The following is a 20443-nucleotide window of genomic DNA, read 5'->3' on the forward strand; positions in this document are numbered from 1 at the left end:
GCTTATGGCAACGGCAGTTGGACGAGATCGCGGTCGGACAGGCCCCAGACGCTGTGCCGGGCGCCGCGCACCGGGGTCAGCTGCGGCACGGTGTACCACCCGTCGCCGAGCTTGTTCACGAGCAGCTTCGCCGTACTGAGCCCCGGACCCAGCTGGTACAGGTTCCCGCCGAAGTTCGTCTCACAGTAGACGCCGGTCCGGTCGGTGTGGATCTGACCGTAGCCGGAGAGCTTGTTCGCGCCGCGCACGACAGCGCGCGTTCGCAGGTCGTAGGTGAACCACGCGCCGCTGGTCCGCTTCAGCACGCCGTACAGGACGCCGTCGTGGACGGCGACACTCTGCAGGGAGCGCTCCCCCGCGAGCGGCTCGACGGTCCACAGCAGCTCCCGGCGGCACAGGTCGAAGGCCGCGATCGCCGCCGAGGTGCGGGTCGGGGGGATGCCACCGCCGCCGACCACGTCCCCGCCGAGGTAGGCGATGCCGTCGACGACCGCGACCGTCATCACGCTCTGGTCGGGGAGCACGCCGTAGTGCACGTCCAGCTCGCCCGTCCGGATGTCCAGCAGCGTGAGGGCGCCGGTGAGCTTGCCCGTGCCCGGCGCCGACGCGATCGCGAGCAGTTTCGACTTCGCGTCGTACGCCGCCTGCCAGGGACGGATCTGCTCGTGCCCGATCGGCCCGAAGCTGTGCACCTCCTTGGTGCGCGGGTTGATCCGGACCACCTCGGTGCTCGGGTACAGGGCGGAGTACAGCTCGCCCTGCACCCAGGTCAGCGTCTTGGCCTCGCCGGCGACCCGGATCCGGCGGGTCGCGCCGGTGTCGATCGCGTGCTCGGTGACGACCCAGTGCCCGCCGACGTACAGGTGCGGGTCGCCGGTGATGATCGACTGCGGCTTGTCGGGCGCGGGCGTGAACCCGGCGTCGACGAGGTCGAGCAGCTCGAACTCACCCGTTCCGACGTCGAGCCACCAGAGCACGCCGGACCCGGTCGAACCGAGCAGCGTGGCCGGGTCGAGCATCACGAGCCGGCGGTGCTCGTCCGCCGGCGCCGGCGTCGCCACCGCGGTCAGGCTGGTGTCCTGCGGCCCGCACGACCACACGGTCCCGGAGGTCCGGGTGGTCAGGTACGCCGTACCGTCCGCCGCGACGGTGATCGCGTCGACGCTCGACTCGCCCGCGGGCAGCGGCACGCTCCGTACGTCGGTGCCGTCGAGGGCCATGGTCAGCAGGGTCTTGCCGGTGCCCACGTAGACCCGGTCGCCGGCGCCGGTGACCGGGCCGAAGGTCTGGCCGCGGAACGCCTCGGGCGTGAGATCCCGGAAGGCGCCGGTGCCACGGTCGTATCCGACTAGCTGCGCCGGCGTGTAGATCCCGGCGTACACGTAGTTGCCCGCGGCCCCGACGTACCGGCCGTACTGCGCGCCGGCCACCGGGGCGCCGAGCCGGGTGGGGACGTTCGTCGCGGGATCGATCTGCCAGACCGCACCGTTCGGGTAGCTGACCGCGAACACCTGCCCGTCGGGCGCCGTCGTCATGTCCCACACGAAGCCGCCCGGGCCGGCCAGGGCCCCGACGTGGACGACGGACCCGTCGGCCGGGTCGAAACAGTAGACGTCGGCGGTCGGGTACAGACCGGCGTACACCTTGCCCGCGGCAACGGTGATGCCCCAGCCGCCCTCGCCGGTTGGTAGCTCGACCGTCCTGGTGACGCGCCGGGTGGTCAGGTCGATCTCGGTCAGCCGCGGCGGCACGATGCCGCGGCTGATGACGTAGGCGTGGCCGTCGTGCACCGCCATCGCGACGACGGCGGCCGTGACGACCGCGGGACCGGAAGTGGGCAGCGTGGATCCGTCGATGGGACTGTCCTCCGCGTGGGCGGTGGTGGGGAGAGCGGTGACCGCGCCGGTCGCCAGCGCGCCGGCGAGCGCGGTCCGTCGGGAGATGATCATCGGAGTCCGCCGATCCGGACGAGGTCACGGCCCTTGATCGTGTACAGGGCGTCACCCGTCGACGAGGTGGTGATGAGTGGGTAGCTGTAGATCTGCGCGGCCAGGCCGTCGACCACGGTGCTCACCGTCGGAGCACCCGTCGGGCTCGGCGTGACCTTGAAGACGCGCTTGTTGTCGGTGCCGTACAGGCCGGAGCGGGCGATCGTCAGCCGGCTCTGGCCGGTACCGAGCGTGGCGCTGCCGACGAGCTTGCCGGTGGCCGGATCGATGACGGCGAGGCGGCCGTCGTCGGTGGTCGCGTACAGACGGCCGCGATAGAGCACGAGATCGCTGTACGTCTGTGCGTCGGGCAGTGCGGCCGACTCCCACAGCACCCGGTTGCGGCGCGGGTCGAAGGCGACCACGGTGGCCTTGGGCAGGATCGGGTCGGTGCCGAGGCTGTTGCGGGTCGCGCCGCCGAGGTACGCGATCCCGTCCGCGGTCGTCACCGAGCGCACCGACTGGTGCGGTACGACGCCGCGGTGCACCTCGCGTGCGCCGCCGTCCAGATGCTGCTCGACGAGTGTGCCGTCGTACTTGCCGTAGTCGGGCTCGGTGGAGATCAGCCACGTCCGCGAGCGGTCGTCGTACGCGGCGTCGGTCGGGCGGGTCTGCTCGTTGCCGATCTGGCCGAGCTCGTGCAGGCCGGTGCCGTCGGGCCGCATCTGCCAGAGCCGGGCCAGTGTGTAGACGCCCAGGTACACGCTGTTCCCGACCGGCGTCATGGTCTTCGCCTCGCCGGGCAGGAAAGTGCGGCTGCTGCCGCCGGTGGCGAGGTCGTGCACCTGGACACCGGCCTTGCCGCTGACCAGGACGGACGTCGGCGTGGCGGCGATCGCCATCGCCTGCTCGGGCGCGGGCGGCAGACCGGCCTGACCGAGATCGGTGCCGGTGAAGGTCCCGCTCGCCTCGTCGAAGTCGACGACCTGGCTGGTCAGCTCGGCCCGCAGGGCGGCGCCGTCGACGAAGATCCGGTTGAAGTACGCCCCGTCGTACGGCGAACCCAGGCGCGTCAGCGTGCCGTCGCGGTACCGGTAGAGGGTGCCCGAGGGGCGGGTGCCGAGGTAGATGTCCGGGCCGTCGATCGTGATCGCGGTGATGTACTGATCGCCGCCCGGGGTCTGGACCTCGACGGGGTTGCTCAGGTCGGCGGTGTCGTAGACCAGCATCGTGCCGGTGGGGGACAGGCTCGCGGCGAGCTTCGTCCCGTCGAGCGCCAGCGTGGCGACGAACGTGCGGTCCGCGTACTTGGCCGGCAGGACGTCGCGGCGAGCGCCGGTCGCGCGGTCGATGGCGACCAGGTGCGCCTTCGTCCCGACGCCCGCATAGATCGTGGTGGCGTCGGCAGCGATGCTGCGCACGTACTGTTCGCCGGCGACGGCCGCGCCGTACGACTTGGTGGCGCCGGTCGCCGGGTCGTACTCGTGGACGGCTCCGTCGGGGTACGTGCCGGCGACGATCTTGCCGTCCGGCGTCGCGGCCAGCGACCAGATGAACGAGCCGAACTGCGCGACCTTGGCCGCGGTGCCGGTGGTGGTGTCGACCTTGTAGACGTCACCGGGGGTGTAAAGGCCGATGTACAGGTCGGTGCCGAGGTGGGTCATCGCCCAGGCCCCGGCGCCGGTCGGCAGCGAGAACTTACGGTCGACGGTCTTGCCGACCGGGTCGAACGCGCCGACCTGGACGGGCGAGACGCCGGACGTGATGGTCCAGATCCGGTCGCCGACCTGCTCGGCGACGCTGGTCGAGGTCACGGCGGACGCCGGACCGAGGCTGGTCACGGTCGGGGTTTCGGTCCCGACCGGAATCGTGGCGCCGGCTGGAGCGGAAACGCTCATCCATCCTGCGCAGCTGACCAGTAGAGCAATCAATCCCCGTGCGAATCGCTTGTCCACAAGGCCTCCCGGGACAGTACGCACCGAATTACGGTCATGGCTGAAATTAGCCGGACGTGCGTCAGTGCGTCAACCGCCTGAGAAATAATCAGAGATGAACGCGATAAACAACGAGCGGGCGGCCGCTGCCGGTGCCGAGCTGGGTGCCGGTGGCGTCCGCCAGGCCGGCGCGCTCCAACCGGTTGAGGACGCGGCGCGCGGTGCGCGGCTGGATGCCGAGGTAGTCGGCCACCGAGCGCGTGGTCAGCCCCTCCTCAGGGGTGGAGTGGACGAGCTCCTGCAGCCGCTCGAGGGTGGCCTTCGAGAGACCGGCGCGTTGGGCGAGCAGTTGCAGCTTCGACCGTTGCTGCGCCCGCGGCGCCGCGCCGCCGACCAGCACGAGATCGATGTCGTTGCGCAGCGACACCACGGCCGCGGTCCGGCCGGCCGTCTTCGCCCGGCCTAGCGCGCGGCGGGCCAAGGCCTCGGTCTCGGTCCCGGACCCCCCGATGCCGAACCCGATCCGCACCGGCCCGAACTGCTCCTTCAGCCGGGTCAGCATGCCGAGCTCGGTGAACGCCGCGGTCGCCTGCTCGAGCGGTCCGCGGGTCGCCACCACGAGCCAGCGCTTGTCGTCGTACCGGATCACGCTGCCGCCGAGCGACCCGGCCTCGCGCCGGAGCGCGGTCTCGGCGTCCGGGGAGATCTCCACCAGGCCGAGCGCGATCTGCGCATCGTCACTGCGCAAAGCGTCATGGACGAGCAGCAGTCTGTTCACCGCGGCGCGGACCGAGTGCACCGAGGGCGCCAGGCGGAGCGTGGTCTGCTCGGTCCGGAGCTTCTCGTACGCCGTCCGCAGACAGGTGATCGCGACGGTCGCGCCGGCGTCCTGGTGGAACGCCACGATCTCGTCGAGGCTCAGCCCGGGCCGGTACGGCAGCACCTGCACGCCGCGCATCGGGAGCCCGACCTCGTCGAAGGTCTCCCGGACGTCGGCCTCGTCGAGGACGTCGATGCTGAGCGAGGTCACGTCCTGCCCGTCGCGGAGCAGTTGCACCAGGGCGCGCATCAAGGTGGCTCCGGTGTACTCGACGTGGGCGGCCGGGCGGTCCAGCAGGTCCTGCGCGGCGGCGATCTGGTACGGGACGACACCTGTGAACAGCCACGCGTCGACACTGCCCGGTGCATCGGCCATCACCTTGGGTGTGTCGGTCTCCCGGCGGTACCGCAGCGGGACCACCTCGACGCCCCGCAGTCCCTTGATGATCCTGCTGGTGGAGGTGACCAGGTCCGACGGTCCTACTACGCCGATCGTCGTCACCATGCGCGGGCCCCCTTCATGCGGGCCAGTCTCACCACAAGACCCCACCGCTGCAAGAACCCGCGCCGACGTGGGCTACGTTCGCCTGATGAAGCGCGTGCTGGAGTGGATCGACGAGGGTACGGCGCTGTGCCGGACTGCACTGGGTGACCTGGAAGCCCCGTCGCTGTTACCGGGCTGGTCGCGGCGGCACGTGGCCGCGCACCTGTCGCTCAACGCCGAAGCGCTCGGGAACCTGGTCGAGTGGGCGCGCACCGGCGAGGAGCGGCCGATGTACCCGTCCGCTGCGGCGCGCAACGCCGACATCGAGGCCGGTACGTCGCGGTCGGCCGACGAACTGCGGTCCTGGTTCGACGCGTCGTCCGCCGGGCTGAACGCGTCGATGGCGACGCTGACGGACGCGCAGTGGCAGGCCGCGGTCCGGACCGCGCAAGGCGTTCCGGTCCCGGCGACGAAGATCCCGTGGATGCGGTCCCGCGAGGTGATGATCCACGCGGTCGACCTCGGCGCCGGGGTGACGTTCGCCGATCTTCCGCCGGACTTCCTCGAGGCGCTGTGCGAGGACATCCGCACGCAGCGCGGCGACGTACCCGAGGTCCGCGGGCCCCTGCCCGAGCTCGCGGCGTACCTGTCCGGTCGTCCGTACGCCGATGTCGTCAGCTCGGACGGCACTCCCGCGGCGTCGCTCCCGCCCTGGCTCTGAGCGGGGTCACGGCGCGGAGACCGTGAGTTTGAGCTGGACCGCTTGGTGACCGTCGCTCACCTGGCCGAGCTGCGTCATGCAGCAGTTGGTCAGCTGCGGTGAGTACAGGAAGCCGTCGATGCGGTCACCGGTGTCGGGTCCGTTGGGCTCGAGTCCGGAGCGACGGCCGATCTCGTTCGGGTCGTCGTCGACGGTCTTGTTCCAGTCGGCGCCGAGGACCGTGAACATGTCGGTCCGCTGGACGAAGTCGACCACGCTGCCGGACATCCGGTCGTACGGGCTCCCGACGCCGGTCTGGCAGCGCGGTGGCGGCATGTGCAGGGAGGCGATCCGCACCCAGCGGCCGTTCGTGAGCTTGACCTTCAGCTTCGCGATCCAGCGCGTCATGATCCCGCCGTCCGGGCAGGGACTGGCGTCGACGCCCCTGACCAGGTCCCAGTCGGTCAGGTCCGTGACGACCGAGCGCCGGATCAGCACCGCGCTGCCGAGCCGGTCCTCGGAGTCGGCCTCGTTCGCGACCGTGCCGTGCCGGATGATCCAGGTCGAGGTGTCGACGAAATCGGCGAGCCGGAGGTTCTTCGCCTCCTGCAGGAAGACGATGTCGGCGTTCGGGGCGATCAGGTTCCGCCACTTGGCGGGGGTCGTCTCCGGCGCGCCGAAGTCGACGTTCGCGGTGACGAAACGCAGCTGTACGGCGGAGGCGGCCGAGGCCGGCGGGCCGGACAAGGTCGCGGCGAGCGTGGCGAGCAGCGTGGCCAGGATGAGAGTTGTGCGGCGCATCGGGATTCCCGTTCTGGTCAGAGGAACATGCCGACGGACGGTGTGGCGTCGGAGGCCCAGTTGAGGATCGCGGCGTACAGGGCGCGGCGGTGGGCGACGCCGTTGGCGATCTGGCTGTCGGTGCAGGGCGACGTACCGGTGCCGCAGACCCAGGCGTGCAGGAAGACGCGCCAGCCGCCGTCGAGGGACGGCGTGACGTCCGCGCCGCCGGGGCCGCACAGGCCGGTGCCGGACGACGTCATCAGTGAGTGTTCGGTCGCGCCGGCGAAGTTCCAGCGATCCGTCGAGCGCAGCCAGACGGTCGCGTAGCTGCAGTTGTCGTAGCCGTAGCGGGACGCGAACAGGACGTACTGCGAGCCGCGCTGGACCATTGTCGGGTTCTCGATGATGCCGTCGCGCTGCAGGAGTTCGCGGCTGTCGCTGCCCGCCCAGTGCAGGCCGGTGTCGGTGAGACGGACCATGCGCAACGACGACGGGACCTGCTGCGTCTTGTACAGCAGGAAGCGCCGCCCTTCGCTGTCCTGGAACGGGGACGGGTCGATCACGCCGGCTGCCGCGATCGGCCGCCCGGGTACGGCGTCCTCGCCGCCGTGCCGCCCTCCCGGGCAGACGAGCGGGGTGTCGCCGATCGGCGTGTAGGGCCCGCCGATATCGCTCGACGTGGCAACCCCGATGCAGCGCTGGCCACCGAAGCTCTTCGCGACGGCCGAGTAGTACAGGACGTATCCGGCCGACGTCTGCCACGCGTCCGGCGCCCAGACGTCGGCGCTGGTGTCCATCCAAGCCGGCGGCGTCGACAGATCAAGCGCCGCACCGACGCTCTGCCACGGCCCGCTCGCCGTGTCCCCACGACTCACGCGCCCTTTGGGCCCGGTCGTGAAGGCGTAGAAGTCACCACCGGACCGCAGTACGCCGGGATCGGCAACAGAGTTGTCCGGCGCGTACACAGGACCAGGCGCGGCAGCCTGCGCAGGCAGCACGGCGACCAACGAACCGGCAAGAACGAGAAGCGCAGCCTTCCACATGCGAACGAACCTCCCAGGGGCGTGGGATCAGTCGCACCACATCGTGAAGCCAAATTCCAACCAGCTCAAGGCTCCAGCCCGAACATTCTTCCCACCTGCAGTGAACGCCGTGTCCGCGGCACGACCTCGGTCTACGCCGACGGGTCGTGGTCCGGCCGGTTCCGGACGTACGTCATCCAGGTGTCCCGGTCGATCTCCCCGGTGATCCGTGCTCGGTACATCCGCAGGTACTCGGGATCGTCCGGCGACATCGGATCGCCGGGCCGGCTCCCGACACGTCCGTCCGTCAGCTCGCGGACGACGTCGGCGTGGCCGGTGTGCCGTGTCGTGTCGAGCAGCACGGTCAGGATCATCTCCCGCAGCGTGACCTCGGAGCCGGTGTGATGCGTGCCGACGGTGTCGAGGTCCAGCTCCTCGATCGCCCGCGCGCCGTCTGCACACGCTCGCCGGTAAGCGCCGACGAGCTCGTCGGTCGACTCGTCCGGCGTCGCCCACAGGTCCAGACCGAAGAACAGCTCCTCGTCGTACTCGTGCGGCGGCTTCTCCCGGTCCCGCCCGAACGCCTCGCACAAGTAGCCACCGGTGATGCCGGTCAGGTGCTTCACGATGCCGATTAGGTTCGTTCCCGTCGGCGTCATCGGCCGCCGGAGCTCGTCGTCGCTCAGCCCTTCGACCTTCCAGAGGAGCGATTCCTGGACCGCGGTGAGCTGCTTGAGCAGGAGCTCCTTCTCCGGTGTCATCGCAGGACGCGGTAGCGCAGGTGGGTGACGTCGTGGGCGGGGAGTTGGCGGAGTGGTTCGAGTTCGATGTATTCGGCGGGGAGGTTGTCGAACAGGCGGCGGCCCTGGCCGAGGAGCACGTTGACGACGTGGAGTTCGATTTCGTCGAGGAGGCCGGCGCGGAGCAGGGACTGGGCAGCGCCGGCGCCGTGGACCATCACGTCGCGGTCGCCAGCGGCCGCCCTCGCCTGGGCGGCGCACTCGGCGACGTCGGTCATGTAGACGGCGCTTCCCGGCGGATCGTCGTCGGCGTGGTGGGTGAGGATGAACATCGGTACGCCGTCGTGGTGGTCGCCGTTCCAGCGTCCGGCGTGCTCGTACGTGCGACGGCCCGCGATCAGCGCGCCCGTGGCCAGGCATTCGCGATAGACCTGTCCGCTCGGCCCGTCGGAGTTGCGGTCGTCGAGCCAGTTGAACAGGCGGAACCCGCCGCGCCCCATCGGCTCCTCGGTGCTGTCGCCGGGCCCGGCCACGAAGCCGTCGACCGACATGCTCATGTACAGCCGGATCATCTGCCACCTCCAAGCGATTGGGGGAAGTGGAACACGTCGCCAGGGTCGTAGGCGGCCTTGACGTTCTCGAGCCGGGCATGGTTCGCGCCGTGGTAGGCGGCGGCCCAGTCGGTCAGATCGGGATCGGGGAAGTTGGGATAGACATGCCCTGAGCCGTAGGCGTGCGCGATGGACCAGGACCGGCGTACGGCGGTCCGATCCGGCCCGACATGTTCGAGCAGGAAGCGTTCGGTGCGGTGGGCGAAGGCGGTGGCGTCGACCGGGACGCGGTTGTAGGCGCCGCCCATCGGCGTGAAGTTCAGCTCGCAGCCGGTGCCGAGCAGCCGGCCGACGACCTCCGGCGGCAGCGCGGAACGGAAGAACTCGGACTTGCTGTGCACGACCCGGTCGTCCGGATCACCCTCCGAGAGCGAGGCCTTCAGCGCGGGCCAGCTGAGATCGCTGCGGACGTCGACCTCAGAAGCGTCGTCCAGCGGACCGACGTCGAAGGCGGTGAGGGTGGCGCCGAAGACCCGCACCCCATCAGCGGTCACCTGCAGGCACGCGGTCATCTCGTCCGGCGCGGCCGGCGCCCATTCCTGCCACGCAGCGATCACGTCGGGCGCCCGGTCGCGAGGCCAGGTCAGCCGGAACCGGGTCGCGGCCGGCGACGGTACGGCGGCGAACACCAGCGAGGTGACGACGCCGAACTGACCACCGCCCGCCCCGCGCAGCGCCCAGAACAGGTCGGCCGCCCGCTCCGCGTCGCACGTCACGACGTCGCCGTCCGCGAGGACGACGGTCGCGGCGACGAGCCGGTCGCACGTCAGCCCGTAGCGCCGACCGAGCAACCCGAGCCCGCCGCCCGACGTCAGCCCCACGATCCCGACCGTCGGCCCGCACCCCGCCGGAATCGTCAGCCCGTACTCGTGCAGCCCGCGGTAGACATCCGCGAGCCGAGCACCCGCCCCAATGGTCGCGAGCTCGGCCTCCACCGAGATCGCCGACAGCGCCGAGAGCTCGATCATCAAACCCGTCGTCGACGAGCGACCGGCGAAGCAGTGGCCGCCACCGCGGGGAACCACCGGCAGACCGTGCGAGCGTGCGTAGCCGAGCGCCTCGACGACGTCGTCGACGCAAGCGCAGCGGGCGATCACCCGCGGGCGGACGTCCTCGTACTGCGGCATCGCCGGGCGCCGCAGTGCGTCGTACAGCTCGTGGTCAGGACCGATCAGTTCCATGAGCCGACGCTAGAAGCGGACCGCCACGCCGCGCTTGAACGAAACGGTCGTACCACCCGGCGAGGAACGGCCGGTACGACGCCTTCGGCCCGACTCCGGTCGCCGTCAGGCACCGCCGCCGCAGCTGGCTCTCCGACAACGCCAGCTCGTCGGCCAGCGACGCGATCCCGGTCCGCTCCCACGGCATGAGTCGCCGTACCAGCTCCGCCACGACCGGATCCGGGTGCAGCTCCTGCCCGGTGAGGTATCGCTGCACGCCGAGCAGCGCCGCCTGCGGGCTCGGCGCGTCCGCGGCCGGGCCCCACAGGTCGACGGCGCAGTCGACCAGCTCGTCCGCCGGCACGCCGAGCAGCGGCTGGCCCGCGCCCCGGTTGCGGATAGGGCTGCGCGCCGGTGCGCTGGATCCAGACCGTACGGACGAGGCCGGCCAGTGCGGGCACCGGCGCGCTCTCGTCGTACGTCTGGTCCATCAGAGCTCGATGTGCGAGCCGATGATCACGGTCCGGTCCCGCGGCAGCCCGAAGTGCTCGGCCGCGTCCGCGGTGATGTGCGAGGTGGCCAGGAACAACTGCTTGCGCCACCCCGCCATCGTCGGCTCCTTGCCCCGCCGGAGCTCGATCTTCGACAGGAAGTACGACGCCTTGCCGAGGTCGAGTGGGCCTTCGGAGGCGGCCGGATCGAGCCGCGCGAGGGCAGTCGGTACGTCGGGCGACTCCATGTACCCGAACTTGATCGTGACGTGGGTGATCCCGTCGTCGCCGTACCCGAGGTCGTTCACGGTGACCCGCCGGTCGTCCGGGACCCGAGGTACCGGCTCGGTCTCGATCGCGACGATCACGACGTGCTCGTGCCGGACCTGGTTGTGCTCGACGTTCGCCCGCAGCGCGAGCGGTGCGCTGACGCCGCCGCGGTTGAGGAAGATCGCCGTACCGGGGACCGTCCGGACCGGCAGCTTGCCGGAGCTCAGCTCGTCGATGAACTCCTGCAGCGAACCCTCGGCCCGCTCCCGCTCGCGAGTGACGACCTCACGGCCGCGCTGCCAGGTCGTCATCACCGTGAACGCGGTGAGCGCGATCAGCAGCGGGAGCCACGCGCCGTGCAGCAGCTTCGTCAGGTTGGCCGCGATGAACAGGCCGTCGATCAGGAGCAGCGGTACGGCGCCGGCCAGGATCAGCCAGCGCGGCACGTTCCAGCGGTAGTGCGCGACGTAGAAGAACAGCAGCGTGGTGATGGTGATCGTCCCGGTCACGGTCATGCCGTACGCGTACGCCAGCGCGGCCGAACTCCGGAACGCGAAGATCAGCGTCAGCACCGACACGAACAGCAGCCAGTTCACGAACGGTACGTAGATCTGGCCGATCGTCGTCGCCGACGTGTGCGTCACCCGGAGCCGGGGCAGGTACCCGAGCCGGGCGGCCTGGGCCATCACCGAGTAGGCACCGGTGATGACGGCCTGCGACGCGATCACGGTCGCCGCGGTCGCGAGCAGTACCAGCGGCAGCCGGCCCCAGCCCGGGACCAGCAGGAAGAACGGGCTGGTGATGTTCTCGTGGTTCTTCAGGATCAGCGCACCCTGGCCCATGTAGCTGAGCGTCAGGGCCGGCAGCACCAAGAACAGCCAGCCGCGGCTGATCGCCTTCCGGCCGAAGTGCCCCATGTCGGCGTACAGCGCCTCGGCGCCGGTGATCGACAGCACGACCGCCGCCAGCGCGAAGAAGGCGATGTGCAAGTGCCCGGTCAGGAAGCCGATCGCGTACGTCGGGGAGAGCGCCTTGAGGATCGCCCCGTGCTCGAGGATGCCGCCGATCCCGGCCGCGCCGATCACGGCGAACCACACGATCATCACCGGCCCGAACGCCCGGCCGATCTGCTCGGTGCCGCGGCGCTGGACCATGAACAGCCCGACGATGATCACCGCGGTGATCGGGACCACGTACTCGCCCAGGGACGGCTGCACCGTCTTGAGTCCCTCGACCGCTGACAGTACCGAGATCGCGGGCGTGATCATGCCGTCGCCGAAGAACAGCGACGCGCCGAACAGGCCAACCGTGGCCAGCACCGCGGAGGCCTTCCGGCCCGGGTGCGTACGGGTCCACTTGCGGAGCAGCGTGATCAGCGCCACCACGCCGCCCTCGCCGTTGTTGTCCGCGCGCATCGTGAGCAGGATGTACGTGACGGTGACGATGATCATCACCGACCAGAAGATCAGCGACACCACGCCGTACACGTTGTGGTCACTGAGCGGCACCGGGTGCGGGTCCTCGGGGTTGAAGACCGTCTGCAGGGTGTAGATCGGGCTGGTTCCGATGTCACCGAACACGACGCCGAGCGCGCCGACGATCACCGCGAGCTTGGCCGTGTCGTGGGCGTTGTGATGAGGCTGCGGCGCCTCCGCCGTCTCCGCCTTCTGGTCCGTCACGTCCCCGGACGATACCCGCCCCCGGAGCTACGGCGTGTCGAACCGCCGCTCCCGGCTCCGACGTAGTGGATATGACAGCCGAACGGGTACTACGGACCTACCTCACGCTGGTCGCGGTGTCGACGGGCGCGTCGTCGATGATCTGGGGCATCAACACGTTGTTCCTGCTCGACGCCGGACTGGGGATCGGGCAGACGTTCGCCGCGAACGCGTTCTTCACCGCGGGCATGGTGCTGTTCGAGGTGCCGACCGGCGTGGTCGCGGACACGGTCGGGCGGCGTACGTCGTACCTGCTCGGCACCGCCACGCTGATCGGGACCACAGTGCTGTACCTGCTGCTGTGGCGTGCGCACGCGCCGTTCGTGTGGTGGGCGATCGTGTCGATGCTGCTCGGACTCGGGTTCACGTTCTTCAGCGGCGCGACCGAGGCGTGGCTCGTCGACGGGCTGCACGCGACCGGGTACACCGGGTCGCTGGACGCGGCGTTCGCGAAGGGGCAGGTGGTGAACGGGATCGCGATGATGGCCGGCACGATCGGCGGCGGGGTGCTGGCGCAGCTCACGAACCTGGGCACGCCGTACGTCGTGCGGGCCGCCTTGCTGCTGGTCACCTTCGTGGTGGCCGCGCGGTCGATGCGCGACATCGGCTTCACCCCCAAGGCCCGCGGGTCCGTGCGGGGCGAGATGGCCGGGATCGTCCGGGCGTCGTTGCGGCACGGGCTGCTCGACCGGCGGGTGCGCTGGGTGATGCTGGCCGGGCCGTTCACGGCGGGGGCGACCGTCTACGGCTTCTACGCCGCACAGCCGTACCTGCTGCAGTTGTACGGACACACCGGCTCGTACGCGATCGCAGGTCTGTCGGCCGGGATCGTTGCCGCGGCGCAGATCGCCGGCGGTGCGTCCGCGGCGTCCGTCGCCCGCGTGTTCCGGGACCGGATCGGGATCCTGATCGGGGCGATCACCGCGTCCGGAGTGGTGATCGCGGTGATCGGGCTGGTCACGTCGTTCGGCGTCGCGCTCGTGCTGCTGATGCTGTGGGGCACGTTGTTCGCGGCGATGTCACCGGTGCGGCAGGCGTACCTGAACAGCCACATCCCGTCGGCGCAACGGGCGACCGTGCTGTCCTTCGACAGTCTGCTGGGATCGGCCGGCGGCGTCGTGATCCAGCCGGTGCTCGGCCGGTCCGCGGACGCCTGGGGCTACGGGCCGGCGTACCTGCTGACGGCGGGCATCCAGACCCTGGCGCTGCCGCTGCTCGGGCTCGCGCGGCGCCGGAAATCTGTCGAGGCGACGGCCGGTCAGGCCCTAGCCTTGCGCGGGTGACGGCTCGACTGATCATCATCAACGGCGGCTCCAGCTCCGGGAAGACCGGGATCGTGCGGTGCCTGCAGGCGGTGCTGCCGGAGCCCTGGCTCGGGTTCAGCGTGGACGACTTCGTGGACGCGCTGCCCGCGGTGATGGACGGCGGGATCGAGTTCGGACCGGACGGCGAGGTCTCGGTCGGGCCCGCGTTCCGCGAGCTGGACGCGGCCTGGACCGCCGGGATCGTGGCGATGTGCCGGGCCGGCGGCCGGGTGATCGTCGACGACGTCTTCCTCGGCGGCGCCGGCTCGCAGCAGCGCTGGCGGGACGCGGCCGGTGACGTCGAGACGCTGTTCGTCGGCGTCCACTGCGACCCCGAGGTCGCCGCCGGGCGCGAACTGGCCCGGGGCGACCGCACCCGCGGCATGGCCGCGCAGCAGGCATACGTCGTCCACGAGGGCGTCACGTACGACGTCGAGGTGGACAGCTCGCACGCGGAGTCCGTCGACTGCGCCCGCGCGATCGCCGCCTACCTGACGTCTGCCAGGTGACCGTCGACGACGGCGATGGCGTGCAGAGTCTGCGCGCGGTGGTCCACCGCGACAGCCGTGGCGTCTTCGCCGGCGAGGATCCGGCGTACCGCCTCCAGATGGACGGTGCGATACGCAGCGACTGCGAGCGCGGCGGTCAGCCGCGGCTCCGGTACGGCGGTGTGCGCCATCGCGGCGGCGATCGCCTGCTCTAGCTGGTCGAGGAGCTCGCGAGCGCGGGACTGCAGCGCCCTGGACTCGGCGACGACCTCCCAGAAGCGGCGGAACTGCCCGCGCATCGCCGACAGCGGATGCCCTTCGTCGGCGAGCGTGACGAGCAGACCGGACAGTGCCTGCACCGCGGACGTCCCGGCCGGACGATCCTCGACCGCGGCGACGACCAGCGCCTCGGCCTCGGGGTAGCGGTCGAACAGCAGGTCCTCCTTGCGCGCGAAGTGCGCGAACACCGTGGGCCGCGCGACGTCGGCCGCCTCGGCGACCTCCGAGACCGACACCGCGTCGAACCCGCGCTCGAGGAACAGCGCGGTCGCGATCTCCGAGATCCGGGTCCGGACCTCTGCCTTCTTCCGCTCCCGGCGCCCCTCCATGGCGCTGACCATACCGGATAAAAAGATGTACTGAGTATGATTTTGCTTGCTACCGTGCTGGTCATGCTTTCGATCGGGGTGAACTACGACACCGGCCTGCGGTACGACGGCCGCAGTACCCGCGAGCGCTTCGACCCGGAGGAGGTGCGCCGCGACCTGACGGTGATCGCAGACCAGCTGCACGCGCCCGCAGTCCGGGTGTCGGGCAACGATCCGGACCGGCTCGGGACAGCCGGCGAGGCCGCGCTGGCGGCGGGCCTGGAGCTGTGGTTCTCGCCGGTGCCGATGGACCTTGAGCCGGACGAGTTCATCGCCTTCCTGACCGACTGCGGCCGGCGCGCCGAGGCGCTGCGGCAGTCGGGCCGGGGAGACGTGGTGCTCGTGCTGGGGTGCGAGCTGTCCGTGTTCTGCAAGGGTTTCGTGCCCGGCGAGACGTCGGGGGAGCGGCTCGCGTTGATGGCCGATCCCGCGACCTGGGCCGATCCCGCTAAGCTCACACAGCTGCAGGCGGGACTCGCGCGCTGGGGCGAGGTGCAGCAGCAGTTGGCATCCGCGGCGCGGAGTGTCTTCGGCGGCCGGATCACGTACGCCGCGGGGCTGTGGGAAGACGTGAACTGGGACCTGTTCGACATCGTCGCCGTCGACGCGTACCGGGACGCCGCCAACGCGGCGACCTTCGCCGAGGAGTTGGCGGCACGGAAGAAGTGGGGCAAGCCGGTCGTCGCGACCGAGTTCGGTTGCTGTGCCTATCGGGGCGCGGCCGACCGCGGCGGAACGGGCTGGATGATCGTGAACCGCGAGGTCGACCCGCCGGTCATCAACGGCGGGTACGAGCGGGACGAGGAGGAGCAGGTGGAGTACCTGATCGAGCTCGTCGAGGAGTTCGACCGGATCGACCTGGCGGCGGCGTTCTGGTTCAGCTTCGCGGGCTTCGCGCTGCCGCACCGTCCGGACGACCCGGAGCACGATCTCGACCTCTCGTCGTACGGGCTGGTCGCGGTCGACGACGACGGGCACTGGGAGCCGAAGCCGGTGTTCGCGAGGCTGGCCGCGCTGAACGAATGAACCCGCAGGTACATTTGACGGTGTGCTGACAGCGAAGGGCGTGGCGACGCGCGAGCGGATCGTGACGGCGGCCGCGGCGGAGATCCGGGAGCGTGGCATCACCGCGGTGAAGCTGGACGACATCGGCCGGCGCAGCCTGACCGGGAAGAGCCAGCTGTTCCACTACTTCCCCGAGGGCAAGGAGCAGTTGCTGCTCGCCGTCGCCGAGCGCGAGGCCCAGCAGGTGCTCGAGGACCAGGAGCCGCACCTGGGGAAGCTCACCACCTGGGACGCGTGGCACGACTGGCGGGACGCCGTCGTCGAGAAGTACCGCCGGCAGGGTGTGCACTGCCCGCTCGGCGTACTCATCACCGAGATCGGCCGGCACACCCCGGCCGCGCAGGCGGTGACCGGCCAGCTGCTCGCGCAGTGGCAGCACCGGCTCGAGCTCGGCATCGGGGAGATGCAGGCCACGGGCGAGATCCGTGCCGATGTGGATCCCGCCCGCGCGGCCGGCGCACTCATCGCCGCGATCCAGGGCGGCGTCGCGATCCTGATGTCGTCCGGCTCGTCGACGCACCTGGAGTACGCGCTCGACCTGTGCCTGGACTACCTCAGCGCCAGTTGAGCACCGGCGGCTGATACCCGGCCGGCTTGTCGGCCACCTTCGCTCCCGGGTTCACCAGCCAGCCCTGGTACTGCGGCGTGAACATCCGGTAGACCGAGTCCGGCGGGACGGCGCCGGCCTCGTCGAGGGCGGCCCGGAGCTCGGCCGGCAGCTCGAAACCGAGCGCCGCGATACTGGACTCGAGCTGCTCGGGGCGGCTCGCCCCGACGATCGCGGACGCGATCCCGGGCTGGGTCGCGGCCCAGTTGACCGCAACCTGCGCCGGTGTCACGCCGAGCTTGTCCGCAACGTCCCGGACCGTCGCGAGCAGGTCCCAGTGCTCCTCCGTCCACCTGCGCTCCGGTGCGCCGTCCCCGGTCAGCCGGCCGTCGCCTGTCACGCCGTGGGTGTCGTTACGCCGGTACTTGCCGGTCAGGAAGCCGCCCGCCAGCGGGCTCCACGCCGTGATCCCGAGGCCGAGCTGCTGCGCCATCCCGACGTGCTCGGTCTCGATCGTCCGCTCCGCCAGCGAGTACGGCAGTTGCAGGCTGACCATCGGGGTCAGCGAGTGCGCGTCGGCGAGGGTCTGCGCGCGGGCGGCGTACCAGGCCGGTACGTCGGACAGCCCGGCGTACCGGATCTTGCCGGCGCGGGTGAGGTCGTCGAGGGTCCGCAGCACCTCGTCGACCGGCGTGATGCGGTCCCAGGTGTGCAGCAGGAACAGGTCGACGTAGTCGGTGCCGAGCCGGCGCAGGGACTCGTCGAGGGCGCGGATCAGATGCTTGCGGCTGTTGCCGCCCGCGTTCGGGTCGCCGGCGTCGACGCTGTTGGTCGCCTTCGTGGTGAGCACCATCCGCTCCCGGACGCCGGCCTCGGCGATCAGCCGGCCGAGGATCCGTTCGCTCTCACCTGCGGTGTAGAAGTCGGCGGTGTCGATGAAGTTGCCGCCGGCCTCGACATAGGCCCGGAAGATCGCCCGCGCCTCGTCCTCGGTCCTGCCGTACGGCGCATGGAAACCGGACTGCCCGAAGTTCATCGTGCCCAGGGCGAGCCGGCTGACCCGCAGCCCCGATCGCCCGAGCAGGTAATAGTCGTCAAGTGCCATGCCCACAGCGTTGCTCGCAAAAAATGGACCGGCAAGTACAGAACCTCGACCCGTGAAAGGATCTGCGGGTGCGCTTGTCTGAAGAGCAACGGGTCGGGTTGGAGCGGCTGGCGGAGTCCGTGGTGCCGGGGCAGGGGTGGCAGCGGGCGGCGGTCGGCTTCGTCGAGCAGGTGCTGACGCAGGATCGGCCGGACTGGCTCGGTCGCGTGGAGCGCGGGCTCTCGAACGCGACGGACGCGGACCGGGCCTGGCTGGTGCGGTTGATCGCGCAGGGGTTCTACGCGGATCCGGTGGCCTGGGCGATGGTCGGCTGGCGGAGCGACGAGGTCGAGCCGGTGCGGACCGAGTTGCGCGTGACGCCGCGGGAGCAGGTCGCGGAGCGGTACGACTGCGTGGTGATCGGGTCCGGCGCAGGCGGCGGCGCGGCAGCTCAGGTGCTGGCCGAGTCGGGGCGGTCGGTGCTCGTCGTCGACCTGGGCAGCTACCCGTCGACGGAGTCGTTGGCGCGCGACCACCTCCGCAATCCGCGGTCGGTGGCCGGCCTTCCGGCGCTGACGGACCCGGATCCGGCAGGGCGTCCGCGGGTGTCCCTGGTGGACGGCGTACGGAGCGCGGTGCTCCCGCCCGACGGCGGCTGGGGGAACAACGCGTTCACGGTCGGCGGCGGCACCCGCGTGTACGGCGCGCAGGCGTGGCGCTTCGTGCCGCGGGACTTCCGGATGGCCACGACGTACGGCGTACCGGACGGGAGCGCGCTCGCCGACTGGCCGATCTCTTACGACGACCTCGAGCCCTACTACTCGCTGGCGGAACAGCGCTTCGGGGTCAGCGGTGGTGGGACCGATCCGTGGCACGGGCCGCGGTCGATCCCGTTGCCGATGCCGCCGCTGCCGCGGACCGGACCGGCCTCGGCGCTGGCCGCCGCGGCGGACCGCCTGGGGTGGGGGACGCTCGACGTACCGCTGCTCATCAACTCGGTCGACTACCAAGGACGCTCGGGGTGCGTGCGGTGCGGCCTGTGCGTCGGGTTCGCCTGCCCGGTGGAGGCGAAGGGTGGGACGCACAACACCGCACTGCCCGCGGCGCTCGCGACCGGGAACTGCACGCTCGTCACCGAGACCACGGCCGAGCGTCTCGTGACCGACTCGACCGGTCGAGTCGTCGGCGTCGCATTGGCTGCGAGCGACGGGAGTTGGCGGCGTACCGTCTCGTGCGATGAGGTGGTGGTCGCCGCCGGAGCGTCCGAGACACCGCGGCTCTTGCTGAACAGCGCGCACGACGGCGAACCGGACGGGATCGGCAACAACCAGGACCAGGTCGGCCGGCACCTGCAGGCGCATGTGTACGCCGGTGCGGTCGGACTGTTCGCGGACGAGGTCGCCGATCTCGTCGGGCCGGGAGTGTCGATCGCGACCTGCGACTTCCGGCACGGCAACGAGGGGATCGTCGGCGGCGGCATGCTCGCGAACGAGTTCGTGCCGACGCCCGCGGCGACGTACGACTACCTGACCGGTGCCGGGCTGATCCCGCCGGCCGGCGCGGAGAGCGTGGACGCGATGCGTCACCAGGTACGGCGGATGCTCCGGGTGGTGGGCCCGATCCAGGAAGTCACGTCGGCGGACTCACGCGTCCGCGTCGATCCGGCCGTCGTGGACCGTCTCGGCAACCCCGTGGTGGTGACCAGCGGGTCGATCCACCCGGAGGACGTCCGTGCGCACGGCTTCATGAGCGCCAAGGCGAAGGCCTGGCTCGAGGAAGCGGGCGCGGTCCGGACGGCGGTCGGCAAGCTCGGGACGCTGGGCGGGGCGAGCACCGGCCAGCATCAGGCCGGCACCTGCCGGATGGGCGACGACGCCGCACGCTCGGTCACCGACCCGTACGGCAAGGTCTGGGGCCACGACAACGTCTGGATCGCCGACGCCTCGGTCCACGTCACCAACGGCGGGGTCAACCCGGTCCTCACCGTCCTCGCCAATGCTCTCCGCATCGCCGACCACCTGTGCCGTGACGACAGGACGTAGTCGTCTACGTAGATGCCGTCGCCCGCCTGAGTTCGCCGCGAACCGGCGCGGATCGCGGCACACCTCCTGTCGTCAGTGTCAGCCGACGCGAGAGATGCCGACGCCGCTCCGCGCCTCGCGGCCGTACTTGCCGATCTCGGCCGGGAGGTTGAGCCGGGCGATGCCGGTCCTGGTCCGGTCCTCGTCGGTGAGCAGATCGGCGGGGATGATCCAGACGATCTCGAACTCGAGGCCGTCAGGGTCCTTGCCGTAGAGCGACTTCGTGGTGCCGTGGTCGGACGCGCCGACCAGGGCGCCGTGCTCGCTGAGCGCGGCGGCCAGGTCCTCCAGGTCGCCGAGCGTGTCCACCTCCCAGGCGAGGTGGTACAGCCCGACCGTGGTCCGCCCGGCGCCCGACGGGCCGGCCTGCGAACCGATCTGGAACAGGCCCAGGTCGTGGTCGTTGGTGGACCCGGGCGCGCGCAGGAACGCCGCGCCGGGGATGGCGTCACCGGTCTCGGTGTAACCGAAGCCGAGAACGTCTCGGTAGAACGCGACGCTCGCCGCGACGTCGCGCACGTACAGGACCGCGTGGTTCAACCGGAAGATCGCCATACGACGATGATA

At 70.7% G+C, this 20443-nt stretch carries 19 protein-coding genes; 6 read left to right on the forward strand and 13 right to left on the reverse strand.

Features of this window, described 5'->3' with window-relative positions; translation table 11 throughout:
* Positions 1–2 precede the first annotated feature (2 nt).
* The 3 genes from AB0I12_RS03350 to AB0I12_RS03360 all read right to left on the reverse strand — a co-directional run bounded on the left by AB0I12_RS03350 (position 3) and on the right by AB0I12_RS03360 (position 5186).
* Entirely contained in the window at positions 3–1949 is a 1947-nt protein-coding gene (locus AB0I12_RS03350) for a hypothetical protein (protein WP_359923864.1), read from the reverse strand.
* Positions 1946–3826, reverse strand: a complete 1881-nt coding sequence (locus tag AB0I12_RS03355; RefSeq protein WP_359923866.1) for a PQQ-binding-like beta-propeller repeat protein — start codon at positions 3824–3826, stop codon at positions 1946–1948. The genes AB0I12_RS03350 and AB0I12_RS03355 overlap by 4 nt, the downstream gene beginning before the upstream one ends.
* Before the next feature lie 145 nt (positions 3827–3971).
* Positions 3972–5186: a hypothetical protein gene (locus AB0I12_RS03360; RefSeq protein WP_359923869.1), complete on the reverse strand. Its 1215-nt coding sequence runs from the start codon at positions 5184–5186 to the stop codon at positions 3972–3974.
* A gap of 85 nt (positions 5187–5271) precedes the next feature.
* On the opposite strand from AB0I12_RS03360, the gene AB0I12_RS03365 reads away from it, so the two are divergent.
* On the forward strand, positions 5272–5886 hold the full coding sequence (locus AB0I12_RS03365) for a maleylpyruvate isomerase family mycothiol-dependent enzyme (RefSeq protein ID WP_359923871.1): 615 nt from the start codon (positions 5272–5274) through the stop codon (positions 5884–5886).
* A gap of 6 nt (positions 5887–5892) precedes the next feature.
* Here AB0I12_RS03365 and AB0I12_RS03370 read toward each other — a convergent pair whose 3' ends face one another.
* The 7 genes from AB0I12_RS03370 to AB0I12_RS03400 all read right to left on the reverse strand — a co-directional run bounded on the left by AB0I12_RS03370 (position 5893) and on the right by AB0I12_RS03400 (position 12621).
* Positions 5893–6666: an endonuclease/exonuclease/phosphatase family protein gene (locus AB0I12_RS03370; RefSeq protein ID WP_359923874.1), complete on the reverse strand. Its 774-nt coding sequence runs from the start codon at positions 6664–6666 to the stop codon at positions 5893–5895.
* Between the two features lie 17 nt (positions 6667–6683).
* Positions 6684–7691, reverse strand: coding sequence for a glycoside hydrolase family 43 protein (locus AB0I12_RS03375; RefSeq protein ID WP_359923876.1), 1008 nt, complete (start codon positions 7689–7691; stop codon positions 6684–6686).
* Positions 7692–7822: 131 nt separating this feature from the next.
* Positions 7823–8431 carry a DinB family protein gene (locus AB0I12_RS03380; protein WP_359923879.1) on the reverse strand — a complete coding sequence of 203 codons (609 nt, stop codon included), beginning with the start codon at positions 8429–8431 and terminating at the stop codon, positions 7823–7825.
* A complete protein-coding gene (locus tag AB0I12_RS03385) occupies positions 8428–8982 on the reverse strand; it encodes a dihydrofolate reductase family protein (RefSeq protein WP_359923882.1) in 555 nt (184 codons plus the stop codon). The genes AB0I12_RS03380 and AB0I12_RS03385 overlap by 4 nt, the downstream gene beginning before the upstream one ends.
* Positions 8979–10202: an FAD-binding oxidoreductase gene (locus AB0I12_RS03390; RefSeq protein ID WP_359923885.1), complete on the reverse strand. Its 1224-nt coding sequence runs from the start codon at positions 10200–10202 to the stop codon at positions 8979–8981. The genes AB0I12_RS03385 and AB0I12_RS03390 overlap by 4 nt, the downstream gene beginning before the upstream one ends.
* A complete protein-coding gene (locus AB0I12_RS03395) occupies positions 10183–10545 on the reverse strand; it encodes a hypothetical protein (RefSeq protein WP_359923888.1) in 363 nt (120 codons plus the stop codon). The genes AB0I12_RS03390 and AB0I12_RS03395 overlap by 20 nt, the downstream gene beginning before the upstream one ends.
* Positions 10546–10671: 126 nt before the next feature.
* Positions 10672–12621, reverse strand: coding sequence for a potassium transporter Kup (locus tag AB0I12_RS03400; protein ID WP_359923890.1), 1950 nt, complete (start codon positions 12619–12621; stop codon positions 10672–10674).
* 71 nt (positions 12622–12692) lie between these two features.
* On the opposite strand from AB0I12_RS03400, the gene AB0I12_RS03405 reads away from it, so the two are divergent.
* Complete coding sequence (locus AB0I12_RS03405) at positions 12693–13943, forward strand: MFS transporter (RefSeq protein ID WP_359923893.1); 1251 nt, start codon at positions 12693–12695, stop codon at positions 13941–13943.
* Positions 13940–14473 (forward strand): chloramphenicol phosphotransferase CPT, encoded by a 534-nt coding sequence (gene cpt, locus AB0I12_RS03410; protein ID WP_359923896.1) that lies wholly within the window; start codon positions 13940–13942, stop codon positions 14471–14473. The genes AB0I12_RS03405 and cpt overlap by 4 nt, the downstream gene beginning before the upstream one ends.
* Here the strand turns inward: cpt and AB0I12_RS03415 are convergent.
* The gene (locus AB0I12_RS03415) at positions 14452–15060 is read right to left on the reverse strand and encodes a helix-turn-helix domain-containing protein (RefSeq protein WP_359923899.1); all 609 of its coding nucleotides are present in this window, start codon (positions 15058–15060) and stop codon (positions 14452–14454) included. The two genes, cpt and AB0I12_RS03415, sit on opposite strands and share 22 nt — an antisense overlap.
* Before the next feature lie 63 nt (positions 15061–15123).
* Between AB0I12_RS03415 and AB0I12_RS03420 the strand changes: the two genes are divergently transcribed.
* Both AB0I12_RS03420 and AB0I12_RS03425 read left to right on the forward strand, forming a co-directional pair.
* Positions 15124–16125 (forward strand): hypothetical protein, encoded by a 1002-nt coding sequence (locus AB0I12_RS03420; protein ID WP_359923901.1) that lies wholly within the window; start codon positions 15124–15126, stop codon positions 16123–16125.
* A 22-nt stretch (positions 16126–16147) separates the two neighbouring features.
* Positions 16148–16732 carry a TetR/AcrR family transcriptional regulator gene (locus tag AB0I12_RS03425; protein ID WP_359923904.1) on the forward strand — a complete coding sequence of 195 codons (585 nt, stop codon included), beginning with the start codon at positions 16148–16150 and terminating at the stop codon, positions 16730–16732.
* On the opposite strand, the gene AB0I12_RS03430 is transcribed toward AB0I12_RS03425, so the two are convergent.
* Complete coding sequence (locus AB0I12_RS03430) at positions 16719–17816, reverse strand: aldo/keto reductase (protein ID WP_359923906.1); 1098 nt, start codon at positions 17814–17816, stop codon at positions 16719–16721. The two genes, AB0I12_RS03425 and AB0I12_RS03430, sit on opposite strands and share 14 nt — an antisense overlap.
* A gap of 68 nt (positions 17817–17884) precedes the next feature.
* On the opposite strand from AB0I12_RS03430, the gene AB0I12_RS03435 reads away from it, so the two are divergent.
* The gene (locus AB0I12_RS03435; protein ID WP_359923908.1) at positions 17885–19837 is read left to right on the forward strand and encodes a GMC family oxidoreductase; all 1953 of its coding nucleotides are present in this window, start codon (positions 17885–17887) and stop codon (positions 19835–19837) included.
* A gap of 78 nt (positions 19838–19915) precedes the next feature.
* Here the strand turns inward: AB0I12_RS03435 and AB0I12_RS03440 are convergent, their stop codons facing one another.
* Positions 19916–20431, reverse strand: coding sequence for a VOC family protein (locus AB0I12_RS03440; protein ID WP_359923911.1), 516 nt, complete (start codon positions 20429–20431; stop codon positions 19916–19918).
* Positions 20432–20443: the final 12 nt, after the last annotated feature.

Source organism: Kribbella sp. NPDC050459, assembly GCF_040655315.1.
Classification (GTDB): domain Bacteria; phylum Actinomycetota; class Actinomycetes; order Propionibacteriales; family Kribbellaceae; genus Kribbella.

What these genes read in the sequence shown, in the direction of transcription:
- AB0I12_RS03350 (WP_359923864.1), bottom strand. Translation starts at nt 1,949, where the DNA reads ATGATCATCTCCCGACGGACCGCGCTCGCCGGCGCGCTGGCGACCGGC.
- AB0I12_RS03355 (WP_359923866.1), bottom strand. Translation starts at nt 3,826, where the DNA reads ATGAGCGTTTCCGCTCCAGCCGGCGCCACGATTCCGGTCGGGACCGAA.
- AB0I12_RS03360 (WP_359923869.1), bottom strand. Translation starts at nt 5,186, where the DNA reads ATGGTGACGACGATCGGCGTAGTAGGACCGTCGGACCTGGTCACCTCC.
- AB0I12_RS03365 (WP_359923871.1), top strand. Translation starts at nt 5,272, where the DNA reads ATGAAGCGCGTGCTGGAGTGGATCGACGAGGGTACGGCGCTGTGCCGG.
- AB0I12_RS03370 (WP_359923874.1), bottom strand. Translation starts at nt 6,666, where the DNA reads ATGCGCCGCACAACTCTCATCCTGGCCACGCTGCTCGCCACGCTCGCC.
- AB0I12_RS03375 (WP_359923876.1), bottom strand. Translation starts at nt 7,691, where the DNA reads ATGTGGAAGGCTGCGCTTCTCGTTCTTGCCGGTTCGTTGGTCGCCGTG.
- AB0I12_RS03380 (WP_359923879.1), bottom strand. Translation starts at nt 8,431, where the DNA reads ATGACACCGGAGAAGGAGCTCCTGCTCAAGCAGCTCACCGCGGTCCAG.
- AB0I12_RS03385 (WP_359923882.1), bottom strand. Translation starts at nt 8,982, where the DNA reads ATGATCCGGCTGTACATGAGCATGTCGGTCGACGGCTTCGTGGCCGGG.
- AB0I12_RS03390 (WP_359923885.1), bottom strand. Translation starts at nt 10,202, where the DNA reads ATGGAACTGATCGGTCCTGACCACGAGCTGTACGACGCACTGCGGCGC.
- AB0I12_RS03405 (WP_359923893.1), top strand. Translation starts at nt 12,693, where the DNA reads ATGACAGCCGAACGGGTACTACGGACCTACCTCACGCTGGTCGCGGTG.
- AB0I12_RS03415 (WP_359923899.1), bottom strand. Translation starts at nt 15,060, where the DNA reads ATGGAGGGGCGCCGGGAGCGGAAGAAGGCAGAGGTCCGGACCCGGATC.
- AB0I12_RS03420 (WP_359923901.1), top strand. Translation starts at nt 15,124, where the DNA reads ATGCTTTCGATCGGGGTGAACTACGACACCGGCCTGCGGTACGACGGC.
- AB0I12_RS03430 (WP_359923906.1), bottom strand. Translation starts at nt 17,816, where the DNA reads ATGGCACTTGACGACTATTACCTGCTCGGGCGATCGGGGCTGCGGGTC.
- AB0I12_RS03440 (WP_359923911.1), bottom strand. Translation starts at nt 20,431, where the DNA reads ATGGCGATCTTCCGGTTGAACCACGCGGTCCTGTACGTGCGCGACGTC.